Below are 18,128 nucleotides of genomic sequence, written 5' to 3' on the forward strand. Positions count from 1 at the left end.
GGCACATGCCTCCACGCCTGCCGCTGTTCCTTGACTGTGATCCCGGAATCGACGACGCCATCGCCCTCGGATATCTGCTGTGCCAAGACGATGTCGATATCATCGGCATCGCAGCCTCAGGCGGCAATGTCTCCACCGCGCAGGTCAGCGTCAATGCTCAAGGCTGGCTTGAACTTGCAGGGCGTACGGACATCCCCATCCACCCGGGAAGCGAGTTCCCCACAGCTTGGTCTGCCGGCGACCTCGCCCGAGATCCTGTCGAAATGTCCCCGACAGAACCCGAATACGCCGACCTCACTCACGGCCCCACCGGGACCGGTTACGCGCACCTTCCCACCCCAACGACCGCGGCCAGCCCCACCAGTGCTGCGCAGGCATGGGTCGACGCAGCACGTGCCCACCCCGGAGAGCTCATCGGTGTCGTCATCGGACCGTCGACAAACCTGGCCCTCGCCCTTGCTATCGAGCCGGAACTTCCCCGCCTGATGGGGCGGCTCTTCATCATGGGCGGCGCCTTCAACTATCGCGGGAACACTCACCCGACCACCGAATGGAACGTCACCTTCGATCCCGAAGCGACGGCGACTGTCATCGCCGCCTTCGATCACGCCCACAGTCAGGGCACTCTTCGGGCCCTACCGGTCATCGCCCCCATCGAAGCCACCGAGGCGCTTGAGATGACGCCCGCACGGTTGAGAACAATCCTCGACAGAGCTCCGTCACTCCACGAGAGGGCAGGAGAGCCATCAACTGCTGGTGAGACATGGGATGCCTGGCTGGCCCAGATGGCAGAAGCCCTGCGTTTCTACTTCGAATTCCACGAATGGGACGGACTGGGATACATCGCACACATCCATGACCCCTTCGTCCTTGCCTGCGCACTCGAGTGGGCACGCAGAGACTCCGGCAGACCCACCTCGGCGGGCAAGGAAGAGCCCATTGCGAACGGAACCCGAGGCACACTGCCCTGGGCGAGCACGATCTGTGCGCCCGTCGACGTCGAACTCACCGGTAAACTCACACGTGGCGAAACCGTCGCCGATTGGCTGGGACGGTGGGGGAAGGGCGTCAACGCCGAGATCATCCGCACGATCGATGCGCAGACCTTCCTCGACCACCTCGGCGAAACACTGAGCAAAGGACCCCAACATGACTATGACGCCCAAGCAGTCTGGGCAGGGGCCGACACACACCGTCGGTCCCGCACAAACCCAGAGCGATAAGAGCTTCAAGAGCCACACACTGCCTCTCACCCTGACGTTTCTCGGTACGATCGTCATCCTCGGCACTTACCTCGCCGTCATTCTGACGCAGCCGGCCAACCTCGGCACTGACCTGGGCCACACGACACTATGGGTCATGCTCGGCTACCTCGCCGGGGGAGTCCTCCTTGCGGCCGGCACACTCCCGCTCATTCCACGCAGCATCCTCGCCCTCATTCCCGTGGCCATCGCCGCCAATATCGTCATCGGCCAGGTCGTCGGGACCATCACCCCCATTCCGCTTTACCTCGATTCGATCGGGACCGTGATGATCGGCGTCCTCGCCGGTCCCGCAGCCGGAGCATTCACCGGCATCATCTCGAACCTCATCTGGGGTGTGACTCTGAGCCCCAGCGTCATCGCCTTCAGCTCTGGTGCGGCTTTCATCGGTGCGGCCGCCGGCTGGGCTGCGCGTCTCGGCGCCTTCCGCACCCCCTGGTTCGCCGTCATCGCGGGTGCGTTGGCAGGAATCCCTGCCGGAGCTCTCGGCGCACCCGTGGCCGCCTACGTCTTCGGCGGCGGCCTCGGCTCGGGCACCGGCGGCGTCGTCGCCGTCCTGCAGGCCGCGGGTCTGGAGATGCTCAATGCGACCTTGGCGCAGAGCCTGTTCTCCGACATCATCGACAAGGCGCTCATCTTCGCCCTGGCCTACGTCGTCGTGCGCACACTGCCCCGCCGGATCCGTGATCGCTATCCGTTCACCGACCACAGCCGCGCGCGCAGCTCCCGAGCAGCGGTGCGGGTCGGCTGAATGACCGCGACTGTTCTCCACCGGGAACAGCAGGCCACCCGCCGTTGGCATCCAGCCACAGAGATCATCGTCCTCGCATGCGCTCTGCTGCTCGTCTTCGGCATCCCATCCCCGGTCGTACCCATCACCATCATCGGCGCCACGCTCAGCACCGCGACGATCTCACCGACAGTGAGGCTGCGTACCTGGGTGATCGGCGTCGGTGTGGTGTGTCTGCCCACGCTGCTCGTCCTCGGCGTCGTCCAGGGCCTCTTCTACCCCGGCGCCGAGGTGAGCGTGCTGTGGCAGTTGGGACCTGCCAGGCTCACCGTCGAAGGGCTCGCCATTGCCGTGCAGATCTGGATGCGGGTCGCTGCGCTCGTGTCCCTGTGCGCGCTCTTCGGCCTCGGCGCCGACTCGGCACGCCTGTTCGACGGGCTGCGGGCACTTCGGCTGCCGACCTCAGTGGCCTATATCTGTGCCTCGACGATCGGCCTGATCCCTCTCATCCGTGCCCGTACTCAGCAGATCGTGGAGGCGCGCGCCAGTCACGGCTGGGATGTCAGCAGCTGGAGGGTCCGCACGAGCTTGATCCCGGGCATCGTCACCGGCCTCTTCACCTCTGTGCTCATCGAGGTCGAACAGCGCCACGAGGTACTCGAACAACGAGGCCTTGTTGAGTCGACAGCAACGACATCACTGCAGGACCACAGTGACGGGCCGGGTCAACGGATCCTGCGCCGAGGCGCCCCCATCATCACCGTCATCCTCGTCGCGTGCTCCGTGGCTGGTGTCCTGCCCCTTCCCACCGCCGACCAGCTGATCGGAGGTGTCTGAAACGGTGGTTCTCGAACTGATCGGGGCAGGCTTCACCTACCGGGGCAGCACCCGGCCGGCGCTGACGAACATCGACCTCCGTCTGGAGCCGGGTCAGATGCATGCGATCCTCGGGCCAGTGGGCGCCGGCGCCTCGACATTGGTTCGACTGATCACAGGACTGCTGGGTGAGCGCGGAACCAGTGTCGGGCGGGTGCTCCTGGAGGGGACTGCGATGATGCTCGGTGATGATCCGGAGGCTCAGCTGAGCGGAATGACGAGCCTCGTCGGCGATGAGGTGCAGCTGTCGGGGCGGCTGCACGGCGGCGAGAGAGCACAGGTCGAGAAGCGTGCGCGGGAAACCTTGGACTCTCTGGGCATCGGCGACCTGTGGGGACGACGACTCGAGGCCCTGTCCGGTGGCCAGAGGCAGCTCGTGGCTCTGTCTGGGCTGCTCAGCCAGCGACCGGCGCTGCTGGCCCTCGACCAACCCTCACTGTCCTTGGATCCGGACACTCGACGTCGTCTTGGCCGTGTGCTGCAGGACTACTGCGCCTCCGGAGGTACGGTACTCATCACCGCTCATCAACTCGACGAAGTCACTGCCGCGTGCCGTGATTTCAGCGTTCTGGCATCAGGACGCCTACATGCGAGACAACGACGATTGACTGTCCAGGACTGCGAACACGAGGGAATCTGGGACACACGAGACCAGGTGGCACCACCAGCACAGGAACCACCTGAACCAAGCGAATACCGCGAGCAGGATCGTGTCGAACAAGCTGAGTCATCAGCACCAATCGCTGCTGCGCTCTGCGCGCGAGGACTGACGGTCGCCCGAGCCGGCACCGCCGTCCTCGACCACGTGGACCTCGATGTCGCAATCGGTGAGATCGTGACGATCATGGGTCCCAACGGTGCAGGAAAGTCGACCCTCCTGCGCAGTTTGGCCGGTCTCCTCGAGCGTGGCGCCCACATCACGGGCACGATCACGGTCGATGACGACGGGAGGGTGCTCAGCCTCGGCGACGCCCCAGCACATCAGCGAGCCGTCCACCTCGGGTGGGTGGGGCAAGATCCAGGCAGCCAGCTCTCGGCTGCCACCGTGCGTGAGGAACTCACACGCTCGGCCCCGTTGCCCGCCCACAGGCGCCGAGACAGGGCGGTCGTCAGAGCCCAGCGGCGGGCGGCGGTCGCCTCGGCAATGGTGCAGGCAAAGCTGGAAACTGAAAGCGAGACTCATCCCTACGATCTGAGCATCGACCTCCGCAAGGACCTGGTGATGGCCTCGGCCCTCATCGTGGGCTCTCGGATACTCCTCCTCGACGAGCCGACGTTAGGAAGAGACCACCAGGCCATCGGCCGACTGAACAAGTTCATCCACGATTTCATTCGCCGAGGCGGGTCCGTCCTGGCTGCCACCCACGACCGACGATGGGCTGCGGAAACCGCCGATCGCATCCTGTCAGTGGACAGCGGCCGACTCTATGAGGACCGGTAGACAGGTGACGGGCCCGGGTGAGGATGAGGCGGCTGACTCCTCTGTGATTCGAAGGCCGACGCGGTTCGGAGGTTGAAGCGGTGTCCGGCGCTGCGTTCAGAAGTCGTATGTGGAGTCCGTAGTCGGGACTTCGGGGCCGCGGATCTTCTGCAGGTGGAGGTGTCTGATCAGGCGGATGACCGGACGGATGAGCATCTCTACGCTGCCGAGGACGAACAGGCAGGTGCCGGTGAAGACCCATTCGTCGGAGAAGAACATGAAGCTGCCGATGAGGAACCAGATGCCGATGAGGACATCGTTGACGATGCTCAGCACTTGATATCGCTGGCGGATGATCAGTTCTTCGGGTCCGATGCGGATCGTCAGGTTGTTGTTGCCTTCTGTCATATCGTCCTCCTGGGCAGAACTCGGGTGGGCTCGTCTCGCTGGCGAGTAGCCCTGGATCCTCCTATAGCTGATGCTAAGCGTCGTCCGTGTCGCTTGACCAGGACTCATGCCGATGAGTCTGTCGCGTCAGTGCCGCATCGTAGCGTGGGGTCATGGATAAGAACGTGAATTCGTTTGATGCACTGTATGCTGAAGCCGGCAGCCACAGATCCGTGAAGCCATGGGATGAACTGCTGGGCTTCGTCCGCCGATTTCCGCAGATCGCGGCGTTCAACGCAGCACTCATCGCACAGCAGAATGCCGGAGCGATCTTCGTCGAAACGGAGCATGCCTGGCAGCAGAAGTACGGCAGGCTGCTCACTGATGGAGCAGTGGCGCTGATCGTGCTCCACCCCTTCGCCCCCGTGCGCTTCGTCTACGATGTCGAAGACACCCACGGCCCACCGGTTCCCGACTCTGTGATCAACCCGTTCAAGGCGGTCGGTGCACCGACCTGGGACGGGCATCGTCTCGTCATGGATGTCCTGCACCGTCAGGGTTTGGATCTGCCCGGGCTTCCGAAGACGCAGAGTCCTACGGTGATGTTGGGGCATGTCCTCTCTGAGCTTGCGCTGATCTATGCCGGCCACCGTGGAGAATTCCCGAAGCTGGGAATATCCGCCAGCGAAACTGACATCGACGGACGGCAGGTCCGCTTCGAAGCAGAATGCATCACCTGGCTGATCGCTGGAAGACTCGGTCTGAAGATGGCGGCAACCGGATCGTTGAAGGGGTATCTCAAACACGGTGAGCTGCTGCCTCCACTGTCCCGGGATCGTGTTCTGCACGCGGTGAACGCCGTTGAGAAGCTCTTCGGCGGAGCGCTGCGTTTCGGGCAGATGGTTCGCGAAGATGTGCCGAGCCTGTTTCCACTGACCGAAGAATGGTCACTCTCGTCTCAGTAAAGAGCATCTGGTGGGCGCATCCGGGTGCCGACAATCGGTGCAGATTCTGCAGGCCGGTTGCCGCATATGTCTGGTCAACGCGTCCTCGGAGGCGCAGAATGCCTATATGTCGACATCTCCGAACCGATGGACCAAGGCCACTGTCTATCCGGACATGTGGGTCGATCCCGAGGACGATCCGCGCAATACCGACGGCAGGAGTCCCGATGGTGAGGCCGAGACGCAGCTCGAGTTCATCCGTGACTACCGTTCCACCCTGAGAATGAAGTGCGAAGGGCTCGACGCTGAGCAGCTGGCGATGCGGTCTGTCCCACCGTCAACGATGTCGCTGCTCGGGCTGCTCAGACACATGGTCGAAGTCGAACGCGACTGGTGCAACTGGATCACTGAGGACGAGACACGACCTTCACTCTACGGTGGCCTGGATGCGGCCTTCAGCACCTCGGGCGCAGATGCGGACATGCTGGCGAGGACCTGGTCAGACCTCGCAGCCGAGCAGGCGACCACCGACGCCGAGGTCGCGAAGCACGACGACCTGGGCACCCGCCTCGGCGAATCACAGATTGCGGTACGGGAGCTCCAGATCCACCGAATCGAAGAATACGCCAGGCATTGCGGACATGCGGACCTGCTGCGTGAGTGCATCGACGGAAGAACCGGGCAGTGACGAGACCACAAGGGCAGGTATCCTTGATCGAACTATCTCAATGAGGAGACGCCATGAGTCGCGCAGTTCAGATCACCTTCGATTGTCATGACCCGATCGGGCAGGCCACCTTCTGGGCTGAGGTGCTCGGATATGTTGTGCCCGGCCCGCCGGGAGTCAAGCTTGAAGTCGGTGACGATCCTTTTGCCGCGTGGAAGGATTTCATCGCCGGAATGGGCATCGACATGAAACCGGAAGACTTCCGAGCCGCGATCGAAGATCCACAGGGACGTGGCCCCCGTGTGTTCTTCCAAATCGTGCCCGAGGGCAAAACCGTCAAGAACAGGGTCCATCTCGATGTCCGTGCGGCTCCCGGGCTGCAGAACCACGAACGGATGCAGGCGCTGGAAGACGAATGTCAGCGCCTGCTGGAGCTTGGTGCTCAACGACTCGAACGGGTTGACCCCAACCCGCCGATGGAGACTGGGTTCATCGTCATGGCCGACCCCGAGGGCAACGAGTTCTGTCTGGACTGACTAGGCCTCTCACCAGCATGAGAATCCTCTTAGCAAGGGGGCGGAAAGCCTCGCCCGTTGTTACGGTGGCGGTATGAAGACTCAGAGATTGGCCACACGGGCCGCTGCAGGGACCATGATTCTCGCTTTCGCCCTCGCCGGTTGCTCCGGCGGAGAATCGGACGCCGATCAGGCATCAGGAGGTGAGGGCCAGGCTGCAGAGACAGCAGGGGCCCAGGAAGAGGCCGGCGACGGCGCTGAGGAGTCGGAGACAGAGAATTCGACCCCCGAAGATTCGTCTGCTTCTGCATCCGCCGGGCTGCCCCGGGATGCTGATCTGAGCAAGGAGTCGCCATCTGTGACTCCCGAAGACGCCATCTCCACAGCGAAGGAAGAAGCCAAGGACGGTGACGTCCACGCCATCGAACTCGACTTCGATGATCGCGACGAAGCATGGCAGTACGAGGTGAAGATCATTGACGGCACCACTGACTTCGACGTGGAGATCGATGCTGAGACCGGCGACGTCGTCGACGTGGAGAAGGACTCCACGGACGACAAGGAGAAGGCGGTCGACCTCAACGATCCGATGACCTTCGATGAGGCGCTCAAGCTGGCCCAGGAGAAGGCCTCAGGTCGACTCGACGGGTGGAAGCTGGACTCGGACGACGATCGCATCGAATACCAGTTCGATTTCGATGACAAGGACGAGGAGATCGAGGTCTCCGTCGACGTCGAATCGAAGAAGGTCTCTGTCGACGACTGACCGCGGTGACGGTTGGCCGCGGTGACGTGCCGACATGGAGAACGGGCGAGCTGATCGAAGCCCAGTGCCCTATATCGGTATGACCGCATCGCGGCGTAGGCTGGCCTCATGCCTATGAACCCCGTTGCTTCGCCACGGCAGGCAGGTCGTCTCGACGTCATTGCCGGCCCCATGTTCTCCGGAAAGTCCGAGGAGCTCATGCGCAGGGTCCGGCGGGCAAAGATCGCCGGGGTCAATGTCCTCGTACTCAGCCACTCCCTTGATACCCGTTCCACACTATCGGCGATCACCTCGCATACCGGGGTCAACATTCCCGCCGTGCCCATCGGCGACGTCGAGTCCCTCGCGGAGGTCGCCCACGCCGAAGACTACGATCTGATCGCCATCGACGAAGCGCAGTTCTTCGGCCCTGATCTCGTGGCGACCGTATTCGAACTGGTCGAACACGGTGCCACCGTCATTGTCGAAGGGCTGTGTGTGACGTTCGACGGTGATCCCTTCGAACCGATGCCGACGTTCATGGCCGTGGCCGAAGACGTCCTCAAGCTGACTGCAGTGTGCACAATCTGCGGCAGAGATGCGGTCTTCCACCAGCGTGTGGGTACTCCCGGGCGCACGGATGACGAGCCGGATGCTCCTGCCACAGACATCGCTGCCAGCCACGTCGGCGGTCTTGAAGCCTATGTCGCACGCTGCCGGGAGCACTTCGCTCCACCACACTAGAAACGACGCCCCAAGCCCGTGCCATGGTCGGCACGCTTGGGCCGGACTCCGCGATGTGACGCCTGATCTGTACGCCTGGTCAGGCCTCGATGCTCTCCCACACCTGCCGCCAGATTCGCGCCAGATCAGGCACCTGGTAGTGGGCGTTGAGGCCGCTGGGCTGGGGTACGACGTGAAGCGGAATGTCCACGGGCCACCCCTCGATGAGTGACGAGTCCTGTAAGCCGAGTTGGGTCTTGGGCTGTGAGTACCCGATTCGGAACGAGGTGATTCCTGCGATCGCGACCACCTTGGGGCGGATATCGTCGAGTCGGCGAACCAATCGGGCCGCCCCGTCGCGCAGTTCCTGATTGTCCAGTTCATCGGCTCTGGCGGTGGCCCGACCGACGAGGTTGGTGATCCCGATGCCCCGGGCCAACAGCTGTGCTTCGTCTTCGGCGGCAAGGCCCAGTGAGGCATCGACGAGGTGATCGGTCAGCCCCGCCTGATGCAGTGAGGGCCAGAAGCGGTTGCCCGGTCTGGCAAAGGGCGCATTGACCGCGGCGGTCCACAGTCCAGGGTTGATTCCCACGATGAGCATCGACAGCTCTCCCGGACGCCTGGGCAGAACATCATCGATGGCATCGGGATTATCAGTGGCGAACTCTGCGAGGTCGTCCTTCGTCGGCTTACGTCCGCCCAGCGGCGAAGGTCGGCGGGAGCTGATGAAACTTTCCTCAATCACAGTCTCCACAGTACCGTCGAGTCAGAACGGGTTCCTCAGTGCCCGTCGATCCACGAACACCAGGGGATCTATGACGAAGGATCATCAGTTCGCGCCCCATGACCATGTGCGACCGCAGGCGGGTGAATCAGCGCCCTTCCACTTTGAGAACCGGTGGAGGGTCAACGCCTCTGTCAGGGATGTGTGGTCAGTGCTCTGCGACATCGAAGCGTGGCCGCAATGGTGGCCCGGCCTGCCCGTGGCCGTGCCCATCGACGACACGATCGCACCCGGAAGCCGAGCCGATATCCAGGTCAACAGCCCGATCGGTATGACATTGAGCTTCAGCATCGAACTTCACGACGCCGAGGCACCGAACTTCGTGACGTTCTCCGCCGCCGGAGATCTGAGGGGGAGCGGAGCATGGTCACTGCAGCAGACCGGTCCCATCACCACGATCAGCTCTGTGTGGTGCGTGAACACCCGGCGCCGATCAATTCGGCTGCTGCGACCCGTGGCGTCGTCGATGCACTCACGAGTGATGAGAGCCGGACACCGCGGGCTGGCCAGCCGCCTGAACCGTCTCGCATCCTGACGTCGACCAGGCGTCGATGCCGCCCAACAGCGAGCGCAGACGCACGGCCCCCGGCGCACCATCCTTGAGCAGCGCCACGGCCTGAGCCGACCGTGCCCCCGACTTGCAGTGGACGACGATTTCATGAGGCGGATGAGCAGCCACGGCTTCCACCGCTTTCCACCCCTCGACCTGCAGCACGCTCAGCGGCAGGTGGACGGAACCGGGAATGGCCGAGATCTGCCGTTCCCACCCGTCGCGCACATCAATGAGGAGGATGGGGGAGGACTCGGCCCGATACTCCTCAACGCTGACCTCATCGCCCCGTCCTGAGCCCAGACCTTCGGCACCGGGCCCATTCGCATCCTGGCCAATGGATCTCTGGTCGGCAGCGGCGCAGGCCACCGTCACCTCGGCGAGATCGGTGACTGGCCGGCGATCAGGATCAGGTGAGAACCGAAGCGTGGAATAGTCGGACTCCAACGCGTCATAGCGCAGCAGGCGACCGATCAGCGGTGTGCCGATGCCGCAGATGAGTTTCACGGCCTCCGTGGCCATAGCGGAGCCGACGGTGCCGCACAGAACCCCGAGCACACCACCCTCGGCACAGTTGGGCACCGAATCGGGCTCGGGAATGTCGGGAAACAGGTCACGCAGCATCGGCCCATGCCCGGGGACGAACGTGCTCACCTGACCTGCGAAGCGAAATATCGTGCCCCAGACCAGCGGGGTGCCGGTGAGTTCGGCGGCATCATTGGACAGGTAGCGGGTCGCGAAATTGTCGGCCCCGTCGAGGACGACATCATGGGAGTGAAACAACTCAAGTGCATTGTCAGGACTCAACCGTTCGCAGATCGCGGTGACCGCAAGCTCCGGATCGAGACGAAGCAGGGCATCACGAGCGGAATCGACCTTGGCCCGGCCGATATCGGCATCGCGGTGGAGGACCTGGCGCTGCAGATTCGAGGCCTCGACCACATCGTCGTCGATGATCGTGATCGACCCGAGCCCCGCCGCGGCCAGGTAGTGCAGGACCGGTGCTCCCAGCCCGCCCGCACCGATGACCAGCGCCGAGGCGGCCCGCAGCCGCCCTTGCCCCTCGACGCCGATCCCCGGCAGGCTCAGATGCCTGGCATAGCGTTCGAGTTCCCGTGGGCTCAGAGAATCGGTCGGTGCGACCAATGGGCCCGGATTGCGCGCGGTACTCATACCGGAGTCACCATCCCCTCGAACGTGGACGAGGCCATAGCCAACGGTCGCTTCGGAATCCGGCCGGCATGGGCGGCCAGATGACCGGACTCAACGGCCAGGGACATCGCTCGGGCCATGGCTGTCGCATCATGTGCCCGAGTCACGGCCGATGCCAGCAGGACCGCGGTGCAGCCCAGCTCCATCGCCAGAGCCGCATCGGAGGCAGTGCCGATACCGGCATCAAGGATCACCGGCACCTGGGCGCGGTTGACGATCGTCTCGATGTTGTGAGGATTGAGGATGCCCAGTCCGCTGCCGATCGGAGCCCCGGCTGGCATGACCACAGCGACACCGGCGTCCTCGAGCCTCTTGGCCAGCGCCGGATCATCGTTCGTGTAGGCGAAGACCGTGAAGTCGTCGAGGACGAGTTCCTCCGCGGCCCTGAACAGCTCAACAGGATCCGGCAGCAGAGTCTCCTCATCGGCGATGACCTCGAGCTTCACCCAGTTCGTCTCGAGAGCCTCCCGGGCCAGTTGGGCAGTCAGCACAGCATCACGGGCCGTATAGCATCCGGCGGTGTTGGGCAGGATGCGGATGCCCATACGGTTGAGCAGGGCGAACACCGAGTCCCGGGCCGTCCCGTCATAGCGGCGCAGCGCCACAGTAGTCAGTTCGGTGCCCGAGGCTTCCAGAGCCTGTTCGAGGATGCTCAGTGAACTGGCACCACCGGTGCCCATGACCAGTCGGGAGTTCAGGGTCACCTCGTCGACGTTCCAACTCATGTCAGCCTCCCTGCACAGCGGTGACGATGTCGACATTGTGCCCCTCGGCCAAGGTGAACTCAGACCACTTCCCGCGCCTGATCACCTCACCGTCGACGGCGAGCGCGATGCCCAGACGACTGCCGTCGACGGGTGTGCCATCGACGGTGATGTCCTTGTCGACGAGGCCGGAGACGAGGTCCCTGGCCGTGGTGGGTCGGGCGAGTTCATGGCGCTCGCCGTTGAGCGTGATGCTGATCGTGTCGGTCACAGTTGGCTCCCTGTCGGTTGCTGAAACTTTTCGGTCGGTGTGGTCTGGAGGTGCTGCGCAGGGGTGAGGTCGTGAGCAGGAGTGAGGTGCTGAGCCTGAGCGGCTTCGGTGAACCGGGCAGGTGCCACCGCGGCGAGTGTCCCCGGCGGCCCCGCCAAGGTTTCGCTCCCGCACGCAAGGTCGACGGTGAGGCTCGCACCCAGCGGGGCGAGGAGGATGCCGTGCCGGAAGAACCCGGTGGACACCACACAGCCGGGGTCGATGCGCCCGATGATCGGCACGTCGTCGGGTGAGCCCGGCCTGGCGCGGGTGGTGATGTCGGTGATCTGGGCCTCGAGGATGGCAGGGACGAGACGTTCGGCGTCGCGCAGCAGCTGGTGGACGCCGCCGGCGTTGATCCCGGAGCGACCGTCTTCACGACTCGTGGCACCGAGGACGAGTTCACCGTCGGGTCGAGGCACGACGTAGACGGGACGACCCTTGACCAGTCCACGGATCGTACGTGTGAGAAGCGGGGCCAGAGTCTCGGGCGCCCGCAGTCTGATCACCTCGCCCCAGACCTGGCGCAGGGGCAGCGCGGGAACTCCGGAGATGTCGTTGCAGGAGCCGCCGGCGGTCACGACGACCTGATCGGCCTTGAGCCTCGTCCCATCTTCAAGTTCGACACCGATGGTCCGGCCCGCCTGAGTGAGCAGACCGGTCACTCGGGCACGGACAACGGCGTTGCCGAGGATGGCCAGCAGTGCGCCGGTGACTCGGCGGGGATCGATCGAATGGTCCCCGGGGATCGTGACAGCTCCGCTTACCCCGGGTGAGAGCGCCGGTTCCAGATCCCTGGCCCTTGACCCGGGAACGAGGGAGACGTCGAAACCGGCTGCTCGCTGCAGGTCGATGAGCTCACGCAGCGAAGCGAGATCGGCACGGTCACCGGCGCACACGAAGGTTTCGGCGCTCGAGTACCCCAGATCATGACCGGAGGCGGCAGCCAGCTCGGCGGCGAAGTCCGGGTACAAGTCTGCCGAGGCACGCATCAGGGGGTACAGGGGAGACTGCCCCCACACCACCTCGGCGGCCGGGGCCAGCATCCCCGCCGCAGCATGGGAGGCACCCATGGCGGGAGCCGGATCGACGATGGTGACGCTGACGCCGCGACGGCGCAGATTCCAGGCAGTTGACAAGCCGATGATCCCGGCTCCCACAACAATGACGTGCACGTGCTTCTCCCTCCGGCGGCATGATCCGCATCAGGTTGAACGGTCGGCACAAAGCCCTCTCAGCCCCTTTATGAGGCTCCCGCGAACTCCTCTACTCTAGGAGCATGGCCGCAGATATGACAATGGACGCCGCAGTCCACGACACAGACAGAGCCACACGACTCGCCCGGCTTCGCGGGTCCAGGCTCTATGTCTGCACCGATTCCCGCAGCGCGCAGGGCGATCTCCCCGAATTCCTTGATGCCGCCTATGCCGGTGGCGTCGACATCATCCAGCTGCGCGACAAGGGCCTGGAAGCCCGAGCCGAGATCGAAGCACTCGAAGTCCTCAGGGAGGCAGCCCACCGGCACGGAAAGCTGTTCTCCGTCAACGACCGTGCTGATGTGGCCCTCATCGTCGGCGCCGACGTCTTCCACATCGGTCAGGGCGACCTCACCAGCGAACAGGCACGCACGGTCCTCGGCCCCGACGTGATCCTGGGCCGCTCGACACACTCCATCGAACAGGCCCACGCCGCCGAGGCGGACCCCGAGATCGACTATTTCTGTCTCGGTCCCGTGTGGGAGACCCCCACCAAACCCGGCCGGGCCGCCATCGGAGTCGAACCCCTGCGTGCGCTCGCCTCCAGCGCAGCCAAACCCTGGTTTGCGATCGGTGGGATCTCCGCTGGTGAGCGACTGGCGGAAGTACAGGCCACCGGTGCACAGCGCATTGTCGTCGTCCGCGCGGTGACCGCAGCAGATGACCCTGCGGCTGCGGCCGCGGAACTCAAACAGGCATTGTGACAGTGCGCAACGCAGAAGCCACGGAATCCATCTGACATGGGAGAGCACACAGTGAAGATACTCATCGCAGGAGCCGGCGCAACCGGCGGAGCGTTCGGAACCCGTCTGTTCGAAGCAGGACGCGATGTCACGTTCCTCGTCCGCGAAGCCCGAGCACAGACGATGCGTGCCAACGGTCTGCGATTCGTTGACCCCGGTGAGGACCGGACGAACCATATCCCCGTCCTCACCGCAGCCGAGCTCGCCCAGACTGATCCGTCAGCTGCGCATTTGGCACCCGGCGATTCCGCCACTGCCAACGGCTCGAGTTCGACGCCTTTCGACCTGGTGATCGTCGCGGTCAAGGCCAACGGTCTGGAGTCGATCATCGACGACATCAGACCTGCAGTGGGGGAGGACACCCTCATCATTCCGTTCCTCAACGGTATGGCTCAGATCGAGCGATTGGTCGAGGAGTTCCCCGGCCAGGTGTTGGGCGGTCTGGTCAAGATCGTCGGGACGATCAAGGACGGCGCGATCCACCAGATGACGGACCTCGCGGTTATGACCATCGGCGACCTCGATGGAACAGGCGTCCCGGATTCCATTGCCCAGGCCCTCGATGTACCCGGCTTTAAGCTGCAGATTCTGGACAACATCACGGACGCCCTGTGGGAGAAGTGGATCTTCATCGCCGCTGCCGGGGTCGTCACCTGCCTGTTCCGGGCACCCGTCGGGGCGATCATGGCCGCCGGAGGGCATTCGCACATTGTTCAGATCGTCGACGAGCTCGAGACCGTCGCGGCTGCGGGCGGACACCCGGTCTCGGCCAAGGCCAGGGAGATGACCTTGTCCATGCTCACCGCCGAAGGCTCGTCGTTCACCTCATCGCTCTACCGTGACGTGACCTCGGGCCTGCCCAGCGAAACCGAGCACATCCTCGGACACCTTGCGAGAACGGCAGCGGACCTGTCAGTGGCGACGCCGCTGCTCGACCTCACACTTGTGCAGCTGCGGGCTGGGGAGTCGCTGCGGCAGAGCTGAGTTCCGACACTGAACTGATCTCCGACTCAAAGCTGAGCTCCGAGGCTGAACTGAGCGTCGTCACGGACCTGACCTCCTCTGCGCCGAGGCGCAGCATCGTCAGATACGGTTCGTTGGGAACGGTGTGGGGGACTGCCTCGGATCCGTGCGGGGCCGTAAACGTCACCAGCGGGATCGAGTCCCTGCGGTCGAGGACGAGGAGAGTCTCGTACTTGCCCGGTCCCACCGAACGGGTAGAGCCGACGGGAAGTTCGCAGGCCAAAGTCTCCAGCGGATTCGCGGATGACGGTGGGCGGTTCATCTCCTGATCGGCGACATCGGCGAACTGCTCGGCAGTGATGAGGTACGCCTTTGCCGGAGTGGGGCCTGGGACCTGATGGTCATAGAAGGCCATTCCGCCGCCGCCCCACACGGTGGATCTGCCGGCGAAGTAGATAGATCCGGGAAGCTCGATGCCCATTTCCGCCAGGGGCGGATCGGTGTTCCTCGCGCCCGGATAGGTGACGAGTGCACCTGGAGGACAGCCGCCCTGCAGGTAACAGGCGAGCCTGTCACGATGCATGTTCGACCCATAGCTGACATACCACACGAGTGCTTGAGACATCCCATTCATCATGCCACGTCAACGGCTGCGGCTGTCCAATCTGCAGGGTCTCGGTGCGCCGGTGCCGCAGCGTCTGCGCGGGCTTTCCTCCTGGCCAGCAGTCTGCGCGTGAGTTCCGCTACACCCGTGATGGCCAGGGCGATGCCGATGCCCAACCCCACACCGAGCAGCGGCTGATCCTCAAACAGCACACCGCCGAGCAGACCGACCCCGATGGAATAGATCGCCCAGGCCAGACAGCCGAGAGCGTCGAAGATGAGGAAGCGGGTGCGCGGATACTTTAAAATCCCGGAGCTCAGGGTTGTCGCCGTACGCCCACCGGGAATGAAGCGTCCCGCGATCAGGACGACCCCACCTCGGCGGGCAAAGATCTCCTCGGTGTGCGCAAGCAAGCGTGAGGCGCGCGAGGAGCGGGTCCACCGCTGCACCAGGGAACCCCCGCCACGTCCTACGAGGTGGGCGGCGAAGTCGCCGATGAGGGCACCGACCAGGGCCGCCAACAGCAGACCCAGCGGATTCGGAGTGCCAGCGGCGGCGTAGGCGGCGGCCGTGATGAGCACGGTCTCTGAGGGCACGATGGGGAACAGGGAATCCAAACCCGCGATGGCGAAGACGAGGAGGTACACCCACGGGGATTCGACGGTGGTGCGGAGGATATCAAGGGCAAGGTCCATGTCCACAGACGCTATCGAAGCGCGACCGCACCCGGAACGCGGCGCAGTGCACACCTGAGGGCGGGTACTTCGAGACGATGATGCGGAAAACCGGAAGGTGGGACTGCGGTCGATCCTCTGGGCGACTGCATGCAGCATTGCTACGATCAACTCATGCCCTGGCCGACGTCGCTGACCACGCGGATTCCCCGAGAATCCCGCATGTTCGTCACCCGTTGGGCCGCCTCGGTGCTGGGCATCCTATGGGGAGTGGCCCTGTGCTTTCCGCTGCTGCTCGCCGCCGTCCCCTCCTCAACATCACGGCTGAGCCGTCGAATCCTCGGCTGGGAGCGATCCCGGCAGGCGAAGTGCTTCGGCATCGTCATGGGCCAGCCCCCGGTCAGGAGAGGCTTCTTCGTCCTCACCGGAGGCCTCGCCGGCATCATCGCCGTCCCGATGCTCAATCTGCTCACCGGTTTCCTGCTCGTGACCATCGGCTCCCTCATCCAGGGCCTGTTCATCGGCGGCAGCATCACCATCGGCTTCGACTTCTGGACCATCAGCCAGCCGACGCTGTTCGTCGGCGTGCTCTACGGGGCAGCGAACCTCATCGGAGTCATTTTTATCGCCGAGGTGGCCAATTGGCTCCACGGCATCATCGACGCCAGCTTCACCCAGGTCAGCCGCCCCAACGCACCCCATACGCGCATCACCCAGCTCCTCATGACCCGGCATGGAGTGGTCATGGCCATCGACGAGGAGAGGCGCCGCATCGAACGCGACCTCCATGACGGTGTGCAGCAGAACGTCGTCTCCCTGTCCGTGCTCATCGCCCGCGCCCAACGTGCGAAGGACCAGGACAAGGCCAGGGCCCTCCTCGACGACGCCCTCGTCCAATCTCAGGACCTCATCGACGAAATGCGCGAAGTCGCCTGGCGGGTCTATCCCACAGCGTTGGATGAGCACGGGTTGGGCACCGTCCTCAACCGGGTGGCCGATCACTGCCCGATACCGGTCGAGCTCACCGCAGTCCCGTCCCGGCGAGTGTCCCAAGCCACCGAGTCGGCCGCGTACTTCGTCGTCCGCGAGGCGGTGACCAACGTCGTCAAACACGCGAATGCCACAAGCATCAGAATCAGCGTCGTCGACGATGAGCAGGCACTGATCGCCGAGGTGGCCGATGACGGTTCCGGTGGTGCTGATCCCACCGGCGGTGGGCTGAAGGGATTGAATCGTCGCGTCGGAGCGTTGGATGGAACACTGACTGTGACGAGCACGGAAGCAACCGGAACCACTGTGAGAGCGGAGATCCCCTATGCCTGAACCCGGCGTGACTGAACACGGCATGTCTCAACCCGGTGTCGAGGCCACCGACGATGCTCCCATGCGGGTGGTATTGGCCGATGACTCCGTTCTGCTGCGAGAAGGGGTGAGGAGTCTGCTCGAGGACGAGGGCATCTCCGTCGTCGCCTCGGTCGACGATGGGCAGCAGCTGCTGGCGGCAGTCGCGGACACGCGCCCAGACCTGGCGATCGTCGATGTGCGAATGCCGCCGACTCACACCACCGAAGGGCTCGAGGCGGCACTGGCGATCAAACGGCGCTTCCCCGACATCGGGGTGCTGGTCCTCAGCCAATATGTGTTGCGCGAATACGCGACCGAGCTGCTGAGCACCGAGACCGTGGGTGTGGGCTACCTGCTGAAGAATCGGGTCACCGACATCGACCGTTTCCTCGATTCCGTCAATCGGATCGCGGAGGGCGGCACCGTCATCGACCCCGAGGTCGTGCGACAGCTGCTGAGCTCGTCGGAGAAGCAGAATTCGCTCTCGGCACTCACGCCCCGGGAGAACGAGGTCCTCGAGACCATGGCCGAGGGGCTGTCGAATCGCGGCATCGCCGAACGCCTCTATGTGTCCATCAGCTCGGTGGAGAAGGCCATCAGTTCGATCTTCGACAAGCTCGGACTCCATGCCGGACAGACCACCAGCCGGCGAGTCGCAGCGGTCCTGCACTACCTCGACCAATCGTGAGCGCAGTCAGGTGCGGCGGCGCTGACC

22 protein-coding genes and 1 riboswitch are annotated in these 18,128 nt (G+C 64.0%); of the genes, 14 read left to right on the plus strand and 8 right to left on the minus strand.

Annotation, left to right across the window (positions count from 1 at the left end; genetic code table 11):
• The first annotated feature begins 5 nt into the window (after window positions 1-5).
• The 4 genes from LQ788_RS08720 to LQ788_RS08735 are packed head-to-tail and all read left to right on the plus strand — an operon-like array spanning window position 6 to window position 4,309.
• Window positions 6-1,223 (plus strand): nucleoside hydrolase, encoded by a 1,218-nt coding sequence (locus LQ788_RS08720; RefSeq protein WP_231446821.1) that lies wholly within the window; start codon window positions 6-8, stop codon window positions 1,221-1,223.
• Entirely contained in the window at window positions 1,150-2,013 is an 864-nt protein-coding gene (locus LQ788_RS08725; protein ID WP_231446822.1) for a histidine kinase, read from the plus strand. The genes LQ788_RS08720 and LQ788_RS08725 overlap by 74 nt, the downstream gene beginning before the upstream one ends.
• Window positions 2,014-2,829: an energy-coupling factor transporter transmembrane component T family protein gene (locus LQ788_RS08730; protein WP_231446824.1), complete on the plus strand. Its 816-nt coding sequence runs from the start codon at window positions 2,014-2,016 to the stop codon at window positions 2,827-2,829.
• Between the two features lie 4 nt (window positions 2,830-2,833).
• A complete protein-coding gene (locus LQ788_RS08735) occupies window positions 2,834-4,309 on the plus strand; it encodes an ATP-binding cassette domain-containing protein (RefSeq protein ID WP_231446826.1) in 1,476 nt (491 codons plus the stop codon).
• A 96-nt stretch (window positions 4,310-4,405) separates the two neighbouring features.
• Here LQ788_RS08735 and LQ788_RS08740 read toward each other — a convergent pair whose 3' ends face one another.
• Complete coding sequence (locus LQ788_RS08740; RefSeq protein ID WP_231446828.1) at window positions 4,406-4,696, minus strand: YrhK family protein; 291 nt, start codon at window positions 4,694-4,696, stop codon at window positions 4,406-4,408.
• A gap of 152 nt (window positions 4,697-4,848) precedes the next feature.
• Here LQ788_RS08740 and LQ788_RS08745 point away from each other — a divergent pair, with 152 nt between their 5' ends.
• From LQ788_RS08745 to LQ788_RS08765, 5 genes are all read left to right on the plus strand, one after another.
• Window positions 4,849-5,640, plus strand: coding sequence for a hypothetical protein (locus LQ788_RS08745; protein WP_231446830.1), 792 nt, complete (start codon window positions 4,849-4,851; stop codon window positions 5,638-5,640).
• A 106-nt stretch (window positions 5,641-5,746) separates the two neighbouring features.
• Complete coding sequence (locus tag LQ788_RS08750; protein ID WP_231446832.1) at window positions 5,747-6,307, plus strand: DinB family protein; 561 nt, start codon at window positions 5,747-5,749, stop codon at window positions 6,305-6,307.
• Window positions 6,308-6,360: 53 nt separating this feature from the next.
• Window positions 6,361-6,822 (plus strand): VOC family protein, encoded by a 462-nt coding sequence (locus LQ788_RS08755; protein ID WP_231446834.1) that lies wholly within the window; start codon window positions 6,361-6,363, stop codon window positions 6,820-6,822.
• A 73-nt stretch (window positions 6,823-6,895) separates the two neighbouring features.
• The gene (locus LQ788_RS08760) at window positions 6,896-7,567 is read left to right on the plus strand and encodes a PepSY domain-containing protein (RefSeq protein ID WP_231446836.1); all 672 of its coding nucleotides are present in this window, start codon (window positions 6,896-6,898) and stop codon (window positions 7,565-7,567) included.
• 114 nt (window positions 7,568-7,681) lie between these two features.
• Window positions 7,682-8,290: a thymidine kinase gene (locus LQ788_RS08765; protein ID WP_231447375.1), complete on the plus strand. Its 609-nt coding sequence runs from the start codon at window positions 7,682-7,684 to the stop codon at window positions 8,288-8,290.
• Between the two features lie 79 nt (window positions 8,291-8,369).
• Here LQ788_RS08765 and LQ788_RS08770 read toward each other — a convergent pair whose 3' ends face one another.
• Entirely contained in the window at window positions 8,370-9,014 is a 645-nt protein-coding gene (locus LQ788_RS08770; RefSeq protein WP_231446838.1) for a mismatch-specific DNA-glycosylase, read from the minus strand.
• 70 nt (window positions 9,015-9,084) lie between these two features.
• On the opposite strand from LQ788_RS08770, the gene LQ788_RS08775 reads away from it, so the two are divergent.
• Window positions 9,085-9,588, plus strand: coding sequence for an SRPBCC family protein (locus LQ788_RS08775; protein ID WP_231446840.1), 504 nt, complete (start codon window positions 9,085-9,087; stop codon window positions 9,586-9,588).
• On the opposite strand, the gene moeB is transcribed toward LQ788_RS08775, so the two are convergent.
• The 4 genes from moeB to thiO form a co-directional block, all read right to left on the minus strand.
• On the minus strand, window positions 9,526-10,776 hold the full coding sequence (gene moeB / locus LQ788_RS08780) for a molybdopterin-synthase adenylyltransferase MoeB (protein WP_231446842.1): 1,251 nt from the start codon (window positions 10,774-10,776) through the stop codon (window positions 9,526-9,528). The two genes, LQ788_RS08775 and moeB, sit on opposite strands and share 63 nt — an antisense overlap.
• Window positions 10,773-11,540 carry a thiazole synthase gene (locus LQ788_RS08785; protein WP_231446844.1) on the minus strand — a complete coding sequence of 256 codons (768 nt, stop codon included), beginning with the start codon at window positions 11,538-11,540 and terminating at the stop codon, window positions 10,773-10,775. The genes moeB and LQ788_RS08785 overlap by 4 nt, the downstream gene beginning before the upstream one ends.
• Before the next feature lies 1 nt (window position 11,541).
• Window positions 11,542-11,790: a sulfur carrier protein ThiS gene (gene thiS / locus LQ788_RS08790; RefSeq protein WP_231446846.1), complete on the minus strand. Its 249-nt coding sequence runs from the start codon at window positions 11,788-11,790 to the stop codon at window positions 11,542-11,544.
• The gene (gene thiO, locus LQ788_RS08795; protein ID WP_231446848.1) at window positions 11,787-13,004 is read right to left on the minus strand and encodes a glycine oxidase ThiO; all 1,218 of its coding nucleotides are present in this window, start codon (window positions 13,002-13,004) and stop codon (window positions 11,787-11,789) included. The genes thiS and thiO overlap by 4 nt, the downstream gene beginning before the upstream one ends.
• A riboswitch (TPP riboswitch) is annotated at window positions 12,995-13,097 on the minus strand. (Overlaps the previous gene by 10 nt.)
• A 23-nt stretch (window positions 13,098-13,120) precedes the next feature.
• Between thiO and thiE the strand changes: the two genes are divergently transcribed.
• Complete coding sequence (gene thiE, locus LQ788_RS08800) at window positions 13,121-13,789, plus strand: thiamine phosphate synthase (protein ID WP_231447377.1); 669 nt, start codon at window positions 13,121-13,123, stop codon at window positions 13,787-13,789.
• A 36-nt stretch (window positions 13,790-13,825) separates the two neighbouring features.
• Window positions 13,826-14,812: a 2-dehydropantoate 2-reductase gene (locus tag LQ788_RS08805; protein WP_231446850.1), complete on the plus strand. Its 987-nt coding sequence runs from the start codon at window positions 13,826-13,828 to the stop codon at window positions 14,810-14,812.
• Here LQ788_RS08805 and LQ788_RS08810 read toward each other — a convergent pair.
• Complete coding sequence (locus LQ788_RS08810) at window positions 14,766-15,416, minus strand: histone deacetylase (protein WP_231446852.1); 651 nt, start codon at window positions 15,414-15,416, stop codon at window positions 14,766-14,768. The two genes, LQ788_RS08805 and LQ788_RS08810, sit on opposite strands and share 47 nt — an antisense overlap.
• An 8-nt stretch (window positions 15,417-15,424) precedes the next feature.
• The gene (locus LQ788_RS08815; RefSeq protein WP_231446854.1) at window positions 15,425-16,090 is read right to left on the minus strand and encodes a DedA family protein; all 666 of its coding nucleotides are present in this window, start codon (window positions 16,088-16,090) and stop codon (window positions 15,425-15,427) included.
• Between the two features lie 153 nt (window positions 16,091-16,243).
• Between LQ788_RS08815 and LQ788_RS08820 the strand changes: the two genes are divergently transcribed.
• Entirely contained in the window at window positions 16,244-17,392 is a 1,149-nt protein-coding gene (locus LQ788_RS08820) for a sensor histidine kinase (RefSeq protein WP_231446855.1), read from the plus strand.
• Window positions 17,385-18,101, plus strand: a complete 717-nt coding sequence (locus LQ788_RS08825) for a response regulator transcription factor (protein ID WP_240372088.1) — start codon at window positions 17,385-17,387, stop codon at window positions 18,099-18,101. The genes LQ788_RS08820 and LQ788_RS08825 overlap by 8 nt, the downstream gene beginning before the upstream one ends.
• Window positions 18,102-18,128: the final 27 nt, after the last annotated feature.

Source organism: Brevibacterium zhoupengii, assembly GCF_021117425.1.
Classification (GTDB): Bacteria; Actinomycetota; Actinomycetes; order Actinomycetales; family Brevibacteriaceae; genus Brevibacterium; species Brevibacterium zhoupengii.

Excerpts from the sequence above, each read along its gene's own strand:
- LQ788_RS08720 (WP_231446821.1), top strand. The coding sequence starts at position 6 with ATGCCTCCACGCCTGCCGCTGTTCCTTGACTGTGATCCCGGAATCGAC.
- LQ788_RS08725 (WP_231446822.1), top strand. The coding sequence starts at position 1,150 with ATGACTATGACGCCCAAGCAGTCTGGGCAGGGGCCGACACACACCGTC.
- LQ788_RS08730 (WP_231446824.1), top strand. The coding sequence starts at position 2,014 with ATGACCGCGACTGTTCTCCACCGGGAACAGCAGGCCACCCGCCGTTGG.
- LQ788_RS08740 (WP_231446828.1), bottom strand. The coding sequence starts at position 4,696 with ATGACAGAAGGCAACAACAACCTGACGATCCGCATCGGACCCGAAGAA.
- LQ788_RS08745 (WP_231446830.1), top strand. The coding sequence starts at position 4,849 with ATGGATAAGAACGTGAATTCGTTTGATGCACTGTATGCTGAAGCCGGC.
- LQ788_RS08750 (WP_231446832.1), top strand. The coding sequence starts at position 5,747 with ATGTCGACATCTCCGAACCGATGGACCAAGGCCACTGTCTATCCGGAC.
- LQ788_RS08755 (WP_231446834.1), top strand. The coding sequence starts at position 6,361 with ATGAGTCGCGCAGTTCAGATCACCTTCGATTGTCATGACCCGATCGGG.
- LQ788_RS08760 (WP_231446836.1), top strand. The coding sequence starts at position 6,896 with ATGAAGACTCAGAGATTGGCCACACGGGCCGCTGCAGGGACCATGATT.
- LQ788_RS08765 (WP_231447375.1), top strand. The coding sequence starts at position 7,682 with ATGAACCCCGTTGCTTCGCCACGGCAGGCAGGTCGTCTCGACGTCATT.
- LQ788_RS08775 (WP_231446840.1), top strand. The coding sequence starts at position 9,085 with ATGACGAAGGATCATCAGTTCGCGCCCCATGACCATGTGCGACCGCAG.
- moeB (WP_231446842.1), bottom strand. The coding sequence starts at position 10,776 with ATGAGTACCGCGCGCAATCCGGGCCCATTGGTCGCACCGACCGATTCT.
- LQ788_RS08785 (WP_231446844.1), bottom strand. The coding sequence starts at position 11,540 with ATGAGTTGGAACGTCGACGAGGTGACCCTGAACTCCCGACTGGTCATG.
- thiE (WP_231447377.1), top strand. The coding sequence starts at position 13,121 with ATGACAATGGACGCCGCAGTCCACGACACAGACAGAGCCACACGACTC.
- LQ788_RS08805 (WP_231446850.1), top strand. The coding sequence starts at position 13,826 with ATGGGAGAGCACACAGTGAAGATACTCATCGCAGGAGCCGGCGCAACC.
- LQ788_RS08810 (WP_231446852.1), bottom strand. The coding sequence starts at position 15,416 with ATGTCTCAAGCACTCGTGTGGTATGTCAGCTATGGGTCGAACATGCAT.
- LQ788_RS08815 (WP_231446854.1), bottom strand. The coding sequence starts at position 16,090 with ATGGACCTTGCCCTTGATATCCTCCGCACCACCGTCGAATCCCCGTGG.
- LQ788_RS08820 (WP_231446855.1), top strand. The coding sequence starts at position 16,244 with ATGCCCTGGCCGACGTCGCTGACCACGCGGATTCCCCGAGAATCCCGC.
- LQ788_RS08825 (WP_240372088.1), top strand. The coding sequence starts at position 17,385 with ATGCCTGAACCCGGCGTGACTGAACACGGCATGTCTCAACCCGGTGTC.